Below are 14,842 nucleotides of genomic sequence, written 5' to 3'. Positions count from 1 at the left end.
TTCCGACGCGGTTGTCTGTCACATCATGACACTGATGATCTTTGATGGGATCCGCAAATCGTGCCGGCCGTCGACGCGTTCGGTGGAGGCCGTTGCACGTTCGTCCCTTGCCGTCGGCGGCGAGTGCCGTGCGGTCGAGCCCATCCGGGCAATCGCAGGTGCCGGGAGTGCGGCTGGACGGCCGTTCCGACTACTTGACCCAGGGGCGAACGCGGTGAAGATATTGATCGGCCGAAGTCCGCAGCGCTCTGGCAGCGCGCTCAAGGGGGTCCGAAGCCGTTCCGGGGTGCCGTGGATCCCGGCGTACCGTCGAAGATGATGTGCACGTCGGGGGTTGTCCGGTCCAACGCCCAGAGGTCGATGGCGTTGGCCGTGGCGAAGACGATGGCGACCGGGATCGCGAGGTCGGCTCCGTACGCGGCGAGGTCGTCGGCGAGGTCGGTGTGTGCTTGTTGGAGGGCGGAGGCGGCTACGAGTCTGCCCGGTCTGTTTTCTGGGGGACGACGGGCAGGACGACCACGACGCGGACCGGGTTCGTGGCGGGCCTTCGCGACGTTCGACGCAGCCGAGAGACGAGACCTCGCGCGTGTCCGCCCTCCTGGACACGACGAGCATCCGCTCGCCTGATGCATGCATGGCGGACCCGCATCCGCGCACTGCCGGTGAACGCGCGGGGCAGGGTTGAGGGTTGAGGGCAGGGGTGTCGGAGGCTTGATGGGCGGATGCTAGCGATTTCCTCGGCGTGCGGGGCCGCCGTAAAGATGGACCCGGTTGTCGACAACGCAGTCCGGTTCACCGTGCAGAAAGCGGTCGTGTGCGACATCGCCGTTGCTGACATGGACCACCCAGTCCTCGTAGTACCAGCTGGGGTCGCACGCGCAGTCGGTGAACCGGAACCGGAAATTGGCCCGGTACCGGCCGACCTGCCCAGGGATGAGGGTGAACAGGCGGGTCGACACTCCGGTGCGGGGGAACGCCGCCGCGCCGGGTAGACGCGCGACGGTTATCGCCGAGCCGTCGGAGGTGAGCCATAGAGTGAGGCTGCGGGCGATGCTCACGCCACCGGCCAGTACGTTACTGCGGCGTGCGTAGCTGGCGGCCTCATCAGCCAGGACGTCGTGGACCACGACATCGCCTCTCGGGAGCGGCGCAGGAAGGATCGCCGGGCGGTTGAGTCCTCGACGGGCGTTGGCCTGTGGAGCACCGCGCCCAGCCGCGCTCCACCGCACGCGCACCCGCTGAATGACGATCACATCCAAACCATGGCCCACGGACCACAGGTCTCGCCAGCCGATACCCGCTCCGACCGCTGACGTGGGCTTGCCAGCAGCCGGCCGGTCGAGTCCTCGCGAACGCCGTAACCGTCTGTCCAGAACGCGTCCGGGTACCGCCGCGCGCTTGTGCCGCGCTGTGCGTGAGGCGAGCCACTCCGGACGCCTGGTAGAGGCTCCTGCCTCCCGGAGCGGACACCAGGCCGGACGAGAAGACGGCTCGCTCAGGCGTGGGCAGGCCCGTGACGCGCACGAGATCGACATTCGCACGGCCGACCACGACGACGTCAGCGCCGACGGTCACCGCGACGCAGTCACTCCCAGCGAAGCCGGTTGCCGGTGGAGTTGCGGGCCAGGAAGAGGGTGAGATAGGTCTGAGCGGCCATGGCGCCGATGCGGTGTTCCCTGCCGTAGTAGGTGTTCTCGCTGCTGGCACCGTAGGTGCGGCCGTCACTGAAGCGCGCCATGAGGGCCAGTTGCGCGTCGTTGTGCCGTTGCTCCCAGGTGGCCGCGGACGGGCTGATGCCGGCATCCTGGCCGGTCAACGAGACCAGCAGGTCGAAACTGCCGAAGTAGAAGGGGAAGTGCGTCCCCCAGTCGTTGCCCTCGGGGTAGTAGATCTCCGCCGAGTTCGGTCGGTAGATCGGGCTGGTACCTCCGCTCGGCAACGGGAACGGTTTGTTGACCAGCGCGCTGTACGTCCGGGTGATGTTGTGCAGCGCCGCCCTGGGCGCGGCTCGGTTGGCGAGCCCGTAGACGAAGCCCTGGTAGAGGCTCTGGTCGAACGAGACCATGTACAGCGGATGCAGCCGTGAGTGATTCTGCAGGGTCCCGTCGTCGGCGATGTTCGTGCCCTGCAGCCAGGACGACAGCCGAATCCCGTTGACTGTGGCGGTGCCGGTGAGGTCTGCCGGACAGGCCGCTGCGGCCAGCAGGAGCTCGACATTGCGGCGTGCCCAGCGGGTCACGTTGGCGTGGCCGGGGAGCATCACCGCGGCCAGGGAGAGCGCGGCGGCGCTCCAGTTGTCCTCTTCGGCCTTGCTGTCGCCGGGGGTGACGACGGTGCCGTCACGGCGGGTCATGTAGAGCTGGTTACCGGCGGTGCCCACGAGGTAGACCGCGTTGCCGGTGGCGAGCCGGTCGGCCTCCCAGGCGAGCATGGCGGCCAGATGGCCGTGCGTGACCGCGTCGAGGCGGTCGGCGAAAAGCCACCCGGCAAGCGCGGTGTAGTACGCCCAGAGCGCGCTCTGCCACGTTCCGCCCCAGCGGGTGGTGCTGTTCGTGTTGTTGGCCCGATGCCGGGCCGCGAGGGTACGGATGAGGTTGCGGGTGCGGACGGTAGCGTTCGAAGCCGACAGGGTACGAGGGTCATAGGTGCCGGTGACCAGGGCCGCCGCGGCGGCGACGGCGGCCATCGCGGGTAGCCGGACAGCTCGTTCGTCGGTGCCCTTGAGGTCGATGTATCCGTCCGGCAGGTAGTAGGTGTAGGTGGCTGCGTACCATGGCCCGATCAGGTAGCGGGAACTCCCCGCGAGAATCGCCGTCAACCGCTGTCCCGCAGCGTCGGCGCCGGGATACGACCCGAGTACCTGCCAGTCGATCGGTACGACAGGCGGAGCGGCGGCAGCTTGAGCGCGTCCGGGGATTCCGAGCAGCGTGGCGGCACCGATTGCCCCCGCGGCACCCAGCAACTGGCGGCGGCCGAATCTGCCTGAACGGCTCATGCACGCGCTCCTTCAACTCCTGCATCGGGCATCTCGGAGCCGGCGGCGACGATCCGAGGGACGAGCAGACTCCAACGCCTGGTCGGTTGTCTGCCCGGGCAGTGCGGCTTACCGAACTTACTGTTAAGTGAACTTACAGATCCCTTGTATGTCAATGTTTAGATCAGAAGGGGAATCACGCTGCACCGAATCGAACGCGACCTGGTCCCGTACGTGTTCAGCTCGAGGCTGCCGGTAAGGCAGGCCACAACCTGGTGATGAACAGCTGTTCGAGCACGTCGAGGGCGTCCAGGGCGGTATCGCCTGCGACGCCGCCGATCCGCTACTCGGTCAGCACCGTGGCGTAGCGGCCCTCGTCGCGTACGGCGGCGAACGTCCGCCGGGCCCTCGCCCGCCAACGAGTGCGAGCGCGGCGTCGACCTCGCCCCGGCCAGCGGGACGTCCGCCAGGTCGGCGACAAGGACGTTGCCGACGACTGAACGCCCGCGGCAGGGCATTGAGCCAGATGACGGGATCAGGCGCCTCCCCCGGGCTCTCCGAGCCGAAACCACTCAAGGCGGCGCCCAAGAATGTTCAGATTGCCGCTCGCCGCTGCCGGCGCACCACGTTTCGCGACGACGCTGAGGACCTCGTGCTCGGCGTGGCCATCGGGATCGAGGCACTCGTCGGCAAAGAACCAGACGCGCTGACTCACCGCATGGCGCAGCGCGCCGCAATCGCGCTGGCCGACTGCACCCCAACCCGTGGGTTGGCGGGCCGGCGGGGGGTCGCCGGATCAGCCAGAGTCTCCAGGATTCGGGCATCGGGCCCAGTGCGACATGGCTACGGCACCGCATCGATGCAGTGCCGTAGCCATGCCGAGGTCACCGCCGGGAGCGGCGCCGGAGCCAGAAGAACCCGAACGCGGTCAGCAGAAGAGACAGTCCGAGGAACATTGACAGTTCGATCCACTGGAACGTCCAGTATCGGTGGCCCGGCTGGTAGGTGTAGTCGAAGCGCAGGTTCTGCGCGGCCGTGCAGGCGTCGCCGGCCTCCCGGTCGTCCGGGATGAGGCAGGGCTTCGCGTCCTCGCCGCGGTACGGCGTACCGTCCGCCTTGTACAGCGGTGACGAGAACTCGAGAGCCCAGCTCCCGTTGGCCGTGTATCCCTGGATGTCAAAGGTGTTGTCCTCCTTCAGATTCATCCCGACACCGCTGTTGAGCACGTTGGCGTCGACGGCCACGGTGTCGGTGACCGGGGGCATCAGGTTCTGCCGGACGACCGTCGGGATCAGCAGCTGGAGCCCGACAAAGACGATCAGGGTGATCGCCATGGCCGGCAGGGTGCGCTTGACGATCATGCCGACCACGGTGCCGAGCACGAAGGCGAACAGCGCGTACCCGATCGGTACGATGTTGCGGGAGCCGAAGCTCAGCGCCGCGAACCGCTCACCGATCACCTCGTCGTACCGGCTTGCGCTCCACGTCAGCAGCAGGCTGAGAAGGCCGGCCACCGCCATGCTGGCCATCCCGATCACGGTGAGCTTGACTGCCAACCACGTGGTGCGGGTGACGCTCTGGTTCCACACCAGTCGATCGGTGCGCTGCTCCAGCTCCTGGGTCACCAGCGGGGCGCCCCAGAAGACCCCGAGCAGGCCGGGTATGGCGATGAGCAGCACCGCCATGATCGAGATCGCGTCGTCGTAGGTGGCCCGCAGGTCCAGCCGTGCGAGATGGCACGCCTGTTCCGCGCAGTTGGCGATCCTCGTGTCGTAGAAGCTGCGGATCTCGCTGCCCAGGTGGATCAGGTAGATCGCGAGGAGCGTGAGCGCCCCCGCGGCCACCAGTGCCTGGGCGCGGAACTGCCTCCAGGTCAGCCAGATCATCGGTCTGCTCCCGTCATTGCTGCGGCCGGTCCGACCGGGCCGGTGGTGGTGGCTCGGGTCAGATAGGCGAGGGTCATGTCCTCGAGGTCCACGGCCTCCGCCCCGGGAACCGGCGAGGTGGACCGGACGATCACCGACGACTCGCCGCGGTTGTTCTCGGCGTGGATCAGCTCGGCGCCGGCTGCCAGCCGGTAGGGGTCGCCCGCACGGACGGTGATCCGGTGGTGGACGGCGAGCAGGTCCGACACGTCGCCGGAGATATGCACCCGGCCGTTGGCCAGCACGATCAGGTGATCGCAGACCTGCTCCAGGTCGCCGAGCAGGTGCGACGAGAGAATCACGGTCACCTCGAGCTCATCGACGAATTCGAGCAGGTCCCGCATGAATCCGCGCCGGGCCAGCGGATCGAGCGCCGCCACCGGCTCGTCGAGGACGAGCAGTTCGCCCCGCTTGGCCGCGGCGACGGTCAGCGCGAGCTGGGCCCGCTGACCGCCGGAGAGCGAACCGGCCTTCTGCTTGAGGTCGAGCCCACGCTCGCGGATTCGCCGCTCGGCGAACCCTTGATCCCACTTCGGGTTCAGCTGGGCGCCGAGCTTGAGGTGGTCGGCGACGGTCAGCCGGCTGTAGACCGGCGCGTCCTGAGCGACGAATCCGACCCGAGCCAGCTGTTCCGCGCTGACCGCCGGCCGGTGACCGAGCACCTCGATGCTTCCGCTGGTCGGCGCGATCATGCCGGACATCAACCCGAGAAGGGTCGACTTGCCGGCGCCATTGGGGCCGACCAGACCGACGATCCGTCCGTCGGGAATCGCCAGCGTGCAGTCGTCGAGCGCGAGGTGGCGGCGGTAGCGCTTACTGAGAGATTCGGTATGGATGGCCAGGGTCATCACGTCCTCCTGCCTTCCGGGCTGTTGCTGTCAGTGAGGATTTGTAGACAGCGGACGGTCACAGCACGGTCCGTGCCGTTGTGACCGGCTTGTGACAGGACTCTCATTAGCGTCAGTCCGGAACCATCGTCGACAGTTGAGTCGCACAGACAGGAAGGCGTGTGATGCGGGTACTCGTGGTTGAAGATCAGTCGGACCTGGCCGACTCGGTCGCTCGGGTGCTGCGGCGCGAGGGCATGGCCGTCGATGTCGCATACGACGGCGGGTCGGCGCTGGAGCGGGCGACGGTGGTCCCGTACGACGTGATCGTCCTCGACCGCGACCTGCCCGTGGTGCACGGCGACGACGTGTGCCGCACGCTGGTCAGCCAGGGATCGCTGAGCCGGGTGCTGATGCTCACCGCCTCGGGCACCATCGCGAACCGGGTGGAGGGACTGGGCATCGGCGCCGACGACTACCTTCCCAAACCTTTCGCATACGCGGAACTGGTGGCTCGGATCCGGGCGGTGGCCCGGCGCTCGCAGCCCGCGGCGCCGCCCGTGCTGGAGCACGGTGACCTGCGCCTCGACCCGGCGCAGCGCACCGCCACCCGGGCCGGGGCCCGGCTCAACCTGAGCCCTAAGGAGTTTGCTGTGCTGGAATATCTGCTGACCTGTGGCAGCCGGGTGGTGTCCGCCGAGGAGCTGCTCGACCGCGTCTGGGACGAGGCGACCGACCCCTTCACCACGACGGTGAAGGCCACCGTGAACCGGCTGCGGACCAAGCTCGGCGATCCGCCGCTGATCGAGACGGTGCCCCGCGCCGGATACCGGATCTGATCATGCGACCCGGACAACACCCTCTCCGCCTGCGGCTGACGGTGCTGTACGTCCTCGTCTCCGTGATGTCGAGCACAGTCCTGCTGGTGATCATGTGGGCGCTCGCCAAGAGCCTCAACCCGGTGACGCCGCCGCCGCTCCCGTCCGGCCCGATGTCCGGCCCGCCGTCGCCCGGCCCCGCCGCCGACGACACGCTGCCCGCGATCGACGCGCCCGACACGGCCGGAAGCGGGCTGCTCCAGCCGCTGATCGCGCTGGCCATCATGGCTTTGGTCTCGCTGTTCCTCGGCTGGCTGATCGCCGGCCGCGTGCTGCGCCCGGTGCTGACGATGACCGAGCGCCTGCGCCGGATCTCCGATCGCAACGTGCACGAGCGGCTGGCCCTGCCCGGCCACCGCAACGAGCTGAAGGATCTGGCCGACACCATCGACGGCCTGCTCGGCCGGTTGGAGACCGCGCTCGACGCCCACAGGGGATTCGTCGCCAACGCCGCCCATGAGATGCGCACCCCGCTGACCGTGGAGCGGGCGCTGCTCGAGGAGGCGCTGATCGATCCGGGCGCCAGCCTGGAATCGTTCCGGCACAACTTCGAGCGGCTTCTGGTGATCAGCGATCAGCGGGGCCAGCTTCTCGAGTCGCTGCTCACCCTCTCCAGCAGCGAGCAGGGCCGGGCCGCGGACGAGATGGTCGACCTGAGCGGGCTGGTCGAGCTGGCGCTGCGCGAGCGGGCGCCGGAGGCCGAACGGCGCGGGGTGCAGGTGGTGACCTCGCTGCGGCCGGCGTCGGTGCCGGGCGATCCGGTGCTGCTCGGCCGGTTGCTGGTCAACCTCTGTGACAACGCCATCCACCACAACGTGCCCGGCGGCACGGTCGAGGTCAGCGTGCACCGGCAGATCGGCCGGGTGGTGCTCACCGTGGCCAACACCGGCGAGGTCATCTCCGCGGATCAGGTGGACCGTCTCTTCGAGCCGTTCCAGCGGCTGCGCCGCACGGCCGACGACGGGCATCACGGCCTCGGGCTGTCCATCGTCCGCGCGATCGCCCGGGCGCACGGCGCGAAGCTCACCGCGCACCCGCAGCCGCCCGGCGGCCTCGTCGTCGAGGTGGTGTTCTCGATGGTGGGCGCCGACGACCTGGCGAGGCCGAACAGCAGTCCCTCGCCCCGCCCCCAGCCTGAATAGCGCAAACCGCGGAACCAGAAGTGCTCGACGTAGTGGTGAACCACGTACGCCTGGCCCCCGAGGACCTGGCGAAGCTGACCGCCTACGTGGCCGACAGTGGGATCGTCGTCAGATCCGCCAGCCGATGAAGCACGTTCAGTGCGCCCGGCCGGCGTATGGGTCAATCCGAGCGCCTTACACCTGGCCGACCTCGTCTCCCGGGTGGACAACGACCGGCTCCGGCTGCACATCGCCGACCGCCGCCCGCTGCAGGAGCTGCCGACCGTGCACCAGCACGCAAGCACCGGCAAGCTGCTCGGCGAGACCGTCATCGTCGTCGACTGACAGTCCATGACGTCTGCGCCCACCGGCGACTACCTCACCGGTGGGCGCGGACGCGCGCTGGGCCAAGGGCCACCCACCCGACGTACGTCCACCCGCGCCCGACCGCGACGACATCCGTCCGACGCGAACCCTTGCCTCAGCGCGACTGGATGGCTGGATTGCCGGTGGTCTTGGCGATCCACGGCTGCGGAATGACCGGGTCGACCCCGGCTCGCCCCTACCGGGCGCCGGTCGTCTCCTGCGCCAGGTCGACCGGATGCACCTTGAGCTTGGTGGCGATGCGCAGCAGTGCGCGCTGGTCGGCGGGGGTGAGGGGATCGAGGACGTACTGCCGTACCGAGCGCACATGGGTGGGTGCCGCGGCGACGACGACCTCGTAGCCGGCGGCGGTGAGGGCGGCGATCGTGTAGCGACGGTCGACGGGGTCGGGGAAACGTTCGACCCAGCCGCGCTGCTCGAACCGCTTCACGACGTTGGACAGGCGGGAGAGTGAGCCGTTGGCCAGGTAGGCCAGTTCGCTCATGCGCAGGCGCCGTTCCGGCGCCTCCGACATGTGGCTGAGGGCGAGGTAGTCGAAGAGGGTCAGGCCGGCCGCGTGTTGCAGGGGGGACTCCAGCCGGCCGGGCAGCAGCAGGACCAACGAGACCAGAGCGCTCCAGGCGTCCTTTTCGTCCGCCGACAACCAGGGCGTCTGGTCGGCGTCACCATCGGGTTCCGGGGTCGCGGTGGTGGGCATGCTGCCACCCTACCCAGCACCGATTACTTCATGGTTGAAGTGTCCGTGCTATCGTTGGCTTCATGCTTGAAGTAATACCAGGGAGGACGACATGACCGGACCACAGTGCCCCGCCACGTCCGGCCACGGCCAGGGACAGGTGGCGAACCTGCACTCCGAGCAGGCCGTGGCGGGCGCGATCCGGGTGCTGGTGACCGGGGTGCGCGGCAAGACGGGCGCACCGTTGGCGGAGCTGCTCGTGGCACGGCGGGGCGTCGAGGTGCGCGGCGGCAGCAGCGATCCGTCCTCCGTCGGCATCGACGGCGTCCGCCCCACCGTCTTCTCGTGGGACGAGCCGTCCGGGTGGGCGGCGGCGACCGACGGCGTCGACGCGGTGTACGTGGTCCGGCCGGACCGCGCGGACGCGCCGGAACTCATCGGTGCGCTGCTGGCTCAGACGTCGCCCCGGACCCGGGTGGTCCTGCTGTCGGACCAGGACGGCGGCCACCCAGGCCCTGACCACCCGGGGCCCGCCGGCTGGGCTCCACGTGCCGAGCGCGCGGTCCGCGACAGCGGGCGCCCCTGGACGATCCTGCGGCCGGGCTGGTTCATGCAGGTCTTCACCGACCCGCGCTTCTACCGCGACCAGATCACCGGCGCCGGTGAGCTGCCGTTTCCCAGCGGCGACGCCGCGGTGGCCTGGATCGACGCCCGGGACATCGCGGCCGTCGCCGAACGGGCGCTGCTCGATGACGGGCATGCCGGTCAGACGTACCGGATCTCCGGTCCGGAGGCCCTGTCGTTGCCGCGCACCGCAGAGCTTCTCTCCGCGGCGGCGGGGCGTCTCGTGACCCATCGGGACGTGACCGTCGACGAGGCCGTCGCCGGTCTCGGGGGCTTTGAACGAGACCTCTCCGCGCTGACGTTCGAGCGGGTACGCGACGGCAGCTTCGCGGAGGTGACCGACACCGTCGAACACGTCACCGGGCGGCCGGCGCGTACGTTGCAGAGCTTCCTCGCCGTCGCCGAACCCGCGCTGCGGCGTACCGGCCGATGACACCGGCGCCGCACCTCGCACGACCTACGTCTCGGTCTGGGTGCTCGGCGTGACCACGTAGCCGCGTCCCGGTCGGGGGCGGCCGAGCGGTCATCACCGTTGTTCATCACCAGCAGACGACATCAGCAGCTGAAGACCTCGGAGACTCGACGTGACGCTGGAAACCTTGATCCGGACGGACGACCTTGCGGGCGTGATCGATCTGCTCCGCTCCGGCGCCGACGTGAATTGCCGCGGGCCTGAGGGTCTGACCCCCCTGATGGTCGCGTCCGGCCTCGGCCGGCCGCAGATGGTGGAACTGCTGCTGACCGCCGGGGTGGACGTACTCATGGTGGAGCCACGCATGGGTGCGACCGCGCTGCACAAGGCGGCACAGTCGGGAAACCCCGGCGTCATCCGGCTGCTGCTCGACCACGGATCCTTCATCGATCAGCAAACCCCCACGCTCGGGCACACCCCCCTCATGGACGCCGTCGAGCACAAGCAGGAAGCGGCGGTGCGGCTGCTCCTGGACCGCGGCGCCAAGACGACACTGCGAGACCACTACCAGGAGACGGCGCTCGACCTCGCCCGGCGAGACGGCCTGGACGCCATCGCGCGGCTCATCGAGGCGCGAGACCGGGCCGACGCCGAGCAGGTCCGCGCGCGGACGCTCCTGGCCGCGGTGAAGGCCAACGACATCGGCGAGGTCGAACGGCTCATCGCGGCCGGAGCCGACCTCGACGAGCGAGCGCCTATGGTCGGCGGCTACGACGACGACTACACCCCGCTCGGGATCGCCGCGCGCGACGGGCGCACCGACATCGTCCGGGTGCTGCGCGACGCCGGCGCGGACCCTCGCCGGGTGAACGGCCTGATGAGAGCGACGCCAGGGCATGAAGCCGCCTACTTCGGGCACGCCGAGGTCGTGCGGACGCTGACCGAGAAGCGCGGGGAAGCCGGAGCACCGGAACTCGACATCGACGCCCAGGGCCCCTACAACGGCTTCACCGCGCTGCACGACGCGGTCTGGCACGGGCATCGGGAAGCCGCGCGGGCACTGCTCGAGGCCGGCGCCCGCACCGACCTGAGATCACACACCGGCCGAACCCCCCGGGACCTGGCCCTGATCTACGGCTACGACGCGCTGGCCCGCCTACTCGCCGAGTTCGAGCAGGAATAACCAGGCACGTGAGCCTCAGACGGCTCCTTCTCCCACCGATCGCACGACAAGGAGAGTTCATCCATGACCGAGACCATTCGGCCGCACCCCTTCGCCTTTCCCGACAGCGCCCTCGACGACCTGCGCGAACGGCTGTCGCGCACACGCTGGCCCGATCGGGAGACGGTCCCGGACTGGAGCCAGGGCGCACCGCTGGACAGGATGCGGGCGCTGTGCGACTACTGGCGGGACAGCTATGACTGGCGCGCCTGCGAGGCCCGGCTGAACGCGCTCGATCCGTCGATGACCCGGATCGACGGACTGGACATCCACTTCCTCCACCTGCGCTCGCCCGAGCCCGACGCGACGCCGTTGGTGATGACGCACGGCTGGCCCGGGTCGGTCATCGAGTTCCTCAAGGTCGCGCCGTTGCTCACCGACCCTCGCGCGCACGGCGCCGATCCGGCGGATGCCTTCCACCTCGTCATGCCCTCGCTACCTGGCTTCGGCCTGTCGGAGAAGCCGACGGAGACCGGCTGGACACCGGAGCGGATCGCCCGCGCATGGGTCGTGCTGATGCAGCGCCTCGGCTACGACCGCTTCGTCGCGCAGGGCGGCGACTGGGGCTATGCCGTCAGCAGCGCGCTGGGCACCATCGGCGAGCCCGCGGTGCAAGCCGTCCATCTCAGCATGTTCCCTCACTACGGGCCGCCGGAGGACCCCTCGGATCCGCAGGAGGAGCGTGCGCTGCAGCGGTGGCATGCCTTCCAGGCGAACGAATCGGGCTACCAGCACGAGCAGATCCAGAGCCCGCAGACCATCGGCTACGCCCTCACCGACTCGCCGGTCGGGCAGGCGGCCTGGTTCTACGAGAAGTACGAGCAGTGGACCGACCACGACGGCGATCCGGAACACCTGCTGAGCCGCGACGAGATGCTGGACAACATCATGATGTACTGGCTGACCCAGACCGCAGCATCCTCGGCACGCATCTACTGGCAGAACTTCCGCGCCTTCACCGAGCAGAAGATCCAGGTCCCGGTCGGCCTCAGCCTCTTCCCCCGCGACATCCACCTGACCAGCCGACGCTGGGCGCAGGAACGCTTCCCCAACCTCGTCCACTACAACGAGCTGCCCAAGGGCGGGCACTTCGCCGCCTGGGAACAGCCGGAACTCCTCGCCGCGGAGGTGCGCGCCAGCTTCCGTCGCTCGCGCTGATCTTCGACGAGCACAACCGCGTCATGGTGGAGCAGTTCCGCAGGCGCATGGGCGACCGCGCCCCCATCCGGACCCAGCTCGGCGTCTCGGCCCTCGGCCATCCCGCCATGCACATCGAGATCCGCGTCACCGCCATTGGGGGCGGCGGCAACTGACCGACCGGGCCGCCGGGATCGCCGCCCACCTCCGGGGGTACGACGACCGACACCGGATGAGTCTCGGGCCGGCCGCCGTCGACCTGGCGCGGGTGGTGGCGGCGGCTGCCGGCAGAGTATCGGGCGCATACCTGGTGGACGCGGCGCGGGCGTACCTCCAGGTCGGTGACCTGCGCGGCGCCGCGCGGGCGCTGGTGGACACCGACAGCGTCGCGCCGGCCGAGGTCCGGTGCCGGCCTCTGGCGCGTACCGTGATCGCCGATGTTGCCCGGGTCACCCGGCTGCACGATCCAACCGGTGACCACCGCCGGGTCGGTACCGGTGTCGAGGACCGAGCGGTAGCGCTCCAACGTGGCGCCGCACTCGGTGATGATCGTCTGGGCTGCTGTGCCCGTCGTGCCGCTGATTCGTTGACGACATCAGCTCCACAGGCGCCGAAGGAGGGTCCATCCCCGCCCACGAGCCACCGCCTGTACCGGGTGGGTCCCACAGCGGGATCCCGTTCATGGCCCTGGCGCCCAGGTCCCCAGCCGGGGACCCTCGGTCGCCCGGCCCGGTACGACTTCCTGCCCCTGTCGTTCGGATGATCCGGAGGTGTTGTCGCCGGGTCGGGTAGCGTTGGCGGACCGCTGATAGGGACACGGCCACCCGTATTGGGGTAGGTCTCTTCGTACGTGGCTGCCGGCAGTCCGACGTCCTGACTGCGGCCGAGGCCACGGAACGATGCGTGGAAGCGGGTCTGGTGCACGACGGTTACTGACCGCGCCCTGCCTGTACGGAGGTGATCGGAGATTAGGTCTGCTGCCTCGACTGCCGTTCGCATCCGGAGCTGCGTGTCCTGGCTTTTTGCGACTCGGTTGCTGGCTATACCACCACCGGGTGCTGCTGGTTGTCCTTGCCTCAGCGCACGCCGTGGTGGTTCTATCGGCCGCAATGCCCGGCTGATGCTCGGCCCCGCTTTCGCCTACTGCGGCTCTGTTAGCCTCGCCGCCGCCCTGCTGTTCCCAGCTCGACGGGGCTCGCGCGTTGATCAACTCTGCGATAGGTCAAGCACAACCGCACATCGTCGATGTCCGCGCCGCAGCTTACGTGACTTGATCGAGCTGCTACACTTCAAGTATTTATAAAACCGCAGCTTCTTTGTAGCAAGCGGAAGGCAGGTCTTGGACACCAGCGATTTCCTAGCCCGCTTCGCGGTATACCGAAGTGTTGACGGCAAAGACCTGAGCAAAAATCTGGGAAGAAAGTTCAACAAGCGTACGGGGAGGTCCTACAACAGGGGCAGAAGGCGGTACGATATCACTCGTCGTTCATATCGTGAGCAGAGAAATTCAGCGAGAGAAGTTCGTATAGCCACTGACTATATCGTGGCGTTCTTTGAATCGCAGATAGCTGCCCAATTCAAATCTGTCGAGGGCCAAATTGGCCAGTTTGACGTGTCTGTCCTAAGTGATGATGGCGACTTGTCAAGCATTACGAAGCGAGGATCCCTCGTCGCTAATCAGCTTATTGTTTCCCACGAGAGCCCTGGCATCGAAACAGTGGACGAAATTGAGCATTTCGAGGGGGTGTCAACTGTCCACGTAACAGAGCTGAGGCTCAGAGGTGTTCCGGTGTCGAGGCTGGGGAAATATCTAGACGATTGTATACCTATGATACAGGCGGGTCGCCTACTGTACTTTCCGCGTGTCACTACGCGGCAGTGGTCAGAGGAAACGGGGCCTGTTGCGGGGGGATATCTCGGGGCTGAGGGTTTCGACGACGACAGCTCTATAGCGCAGCTCTTTGAGCTTATGGTGCGTGGTAGAACCATCCTTCACGCTAGGCCTGATTCGCCGTTGTCCCGTCACCTCATTGAGCCGATACTCACAGTTGATCTCCCCTACCTGGAAGGCACCTCGCTGAGGGACTTTTGCAAGATAGCGATTGATGAAACGGAAGCGCTTAGGTCAACCCAAGCATATTTTCGCCTTAATGCCCTAAATGTCGCCGACGGGGGTCGTGGCGTGGATGATTTTGCGCTGGCGAGGCTAAGCATGGAGATTGGCGAAGGGGTGAGAGCGCTTGAAAGTGAGTTGCGAAGGATTAACCGGAAGACGGCAGTTCAAGCCGCCGGCGCTGCCCTGGCAACAGTCAGTGCAACGCTGGTTGCGATATACGGTCCACAACTTGCTGATGTAATTTCGATTATTGGAGCATCGGGTGGGGCCTGGTCGGCGGCTAACGCCGCCGAACTTTACATGGATTCGAAATCTCGCATACGAGAGCGGCCCGTCTATTTTCTCTGGCTGCTCTCCAAGAGGGCACGTAGTCTTTAACTGCCCTTTCCCCGCAAAGGCGACCCCGGCAGCGCTTCGCGCCGTTGTCCCATTATCGTGTGAATTCTATAAGAGCGACAGTCTAGTCGTCGTGGCGCTTAGTCCTAACCATCGCCGCCCTGAGGGTCACTTACTTCAATGCCGTGGACAAACCGACTAGTCGGTTTG

The 14,842-nt window shown here is 67.6% G+C and carries 13 protein-coding genes; 8 read left to right on the top strand and 5 right to left on the bottom strand.

What is annotated here, in order from left to right:
* Positions 1 to 725: 725 nt before the first annotated feature.
* From ACTMSW_RS26480 to ACTMSW_RS26465, 4 genes are all read right to left on the bottom strand, one after another.
* Entirely contained in the window at positions 726 to 1,127 is a 402-nt protein-coding gene (locus ACTMSW_RS26480) for a hypothetical protein (RefSeq protein WP_441183405.1), read from the bottom strand.
* A 458-nt stretch (positions 1,128 to 1,585) separates the two neighbouring features.
* Positions 1,586 to 2,995: a hypothetical protein gene (locus ACTMSW_RS26475; RefSeq protein WP_441183404.1), complete on the bottom strand. Its 1,410-nt coding sequence runs from the start codon at positions 2,993 to 2,995 to the stop codon at positions 1,586 to 1,588.
* A gap of 863 nt (positions 2,996 to 3,858) precedes the next feature.
* Positions 3,859 to 4,860 carry an ABC transporter permease subunit gene (locus ACTMSW_RS26470; RefSeq protein WP_441183403.1) on the bottom strand — a complete coding sequence of 334 codons (1,002 nt, stop codon included), beginning with the start codon at positions 4,858 to 4,860 and terminating at the stop codon, positions 3,859 to 3,861.
* Positions 4,857 to 5,747 (bottom strand): ABC transporter ATP-binding protein, encoded by an 891-nt coding sequence (locus tag ACTMSW_RS26465; protein WP_441183402.1) that lies wholly within the window; start codon positions 5,745 to 5,747, stop codon positions 4,857 to 4,859. The genes ACTMSW_RS26470 and ACTMSW_RS26465 overlap by 4 nt, the downstream gene beginning before the upstream one ends.
* A gap of 164 nt (positions 5,748 to 5,911) precedes the next feature.
* Between ACTMSW_RS26465 and ACTMSW_RS26460 the strand changes: the two genes are divergently transcribed.
* The 3 genes from ACTMSW_RS26460 to ACTMSW_RS26450 all read left to right on the top strand — a co-directional run bounded on the left by ACTMSW_RS26460 (position 5,912) and on the right by ACTMSW_RS26450 (position 8,070).
* On the top strand, positions 5,912 to 6,565 hold the full coding sequence (locus tag ACTMSW_RS26460) for a response regulator transcription factor (RefSeq protein ID WP_441183401.1): 654 nt from the start codon (positions 5,912 to 5,914) through the stop codon (positions 6,563 to 6,565).
* Between the two features lie 2 nt (positions 6,566 to 6,567).
* A complete protein-coding gene (locus ACTMSW_RS26455; protein WP_441183400.1) occupies positions 6,568 to 7,746 on the top strand; it encodes a sensor histidine kinase in 1,179 nt (392 codons plus the stop codon).
* A gap of 201 nt (positions 7,747 to 7,947) precedes the next feature.
* Positions 7,948 to 8,070, top strand: a complete 123-nt coding sequence (locus tag ACTMSW_RS26450) for a hypothetical protein (RefSeq protein ID WP_441183399.1) — start codon at positions 7,948 to 7,950, stop codon at positions 8,068 to 8,070.
* A 217-nt stretch (positions 8,071 to 8,287) separates the two neighbouring features.
* Here the strand turns inward: ACTMSW_RS26450 and ACTMSW_RS26445 are convergent, their stop codons facing one another.
* Complete coding sequence (locus ACTMSW_RS26445) at positions 8,288 to 8,806, bottom strand: MarR family winged helix-turn-helix transcriptional regulator (protein ID WP_441183398.1); 519 nt, start codon at positions 8,804 to 8,806, stop codon at positions 8,288 to 8,290.
* A gap of 91 nt (positions 8,807 to 8,897) precedes the next feature.
* Here ACTMSW_RS26445 and ACTMSW_RS26440 point away from each other — a divergent pair, with 91 nt between their 5' ends.
* The 5 genes from ACTMSW_RS26440 to ACTMSW_RS26420 all read left to right on the top strand — a co-directional run bounded on the left by ACTMSW_RS26440 (position 8,898) and on the right by ACTMSW_RS26420 (position 14,674).
* The gene (locus ACTMSW_RS26440; RefSeq protein ID WP_441183397.1) at positions 8,898 to 9,842 is read left to right on the top strand and encodes an NAD(P)H-binding protein; all 945 of its coding nucleotides are present in this window, start codon (positions 8,898 to 8,900) and stop codon (positions 9,840 to 9,842) included.
* 151 nt (positions 9,843 to 9,993) lie between these two features.
* Positions 9,994 to 11,004, top strand: coding sequence for an ankyrin repeat domain-containing protein (locus ACTMSW_RS26435; protein ID WP_441183396.1), 1,011 nt, complete (start codon positions 9,994 to 9,996; stop codon positions 11,002 to 11,004).
* Positions 11,005 to 11,067: 63 nt separating this feature from the next.
* Complete coding sequence (locus ACTMSW_RS26430) at positions 11,068 to 12,201, top strand: epoxide hydrolase family protein (RefSeq protein WP_441183395.1); 1,134 nt, start codon at positions 11,068 to 11,070, stop codon at positions 12,199 to 12,201.
* Between the two features lie 23 nt (positions 12,202 to 12,224).
* Positions 12,225 to 12,356: a hypothetical protein gene (locus ACTMSW_RS26425; protein ID WP_441183394.1), complete on the top strand. Its 132-nt coding sequence runs from the start codon at positions 12,225 to 12,227 to the stop codon at positions 12,354 to 12,356.
* 1,163 nt (positions 12,357 to 13,519) lie between these two features.
* A complete protein-coding gene (locus ACTMSW_RS26420) occupies positions 13,520 to 14,674 on the top strand; it encodes a hypothetical protein (protein WP_441183393.1) in 1,155 nt (384 codons plus the stop codon).
* Positions 14,675 to 14,842: the final 168 nt, after the last annotated feature.

The organism is Micromonospora sp. BQ11 (genome assembly GCF_052068135.1).
In the GTDB taxonomy this organism is placed as follows: Bacteria; Actinomycetota; Actinomycetes; order Mycobacteriales; family Micromonosporaceae; genus Micromonospora.
Note: the sequence above shows the minus strand (reverse complement) of the source record. Positions and strands in the feature narration are given on the sequence as shown.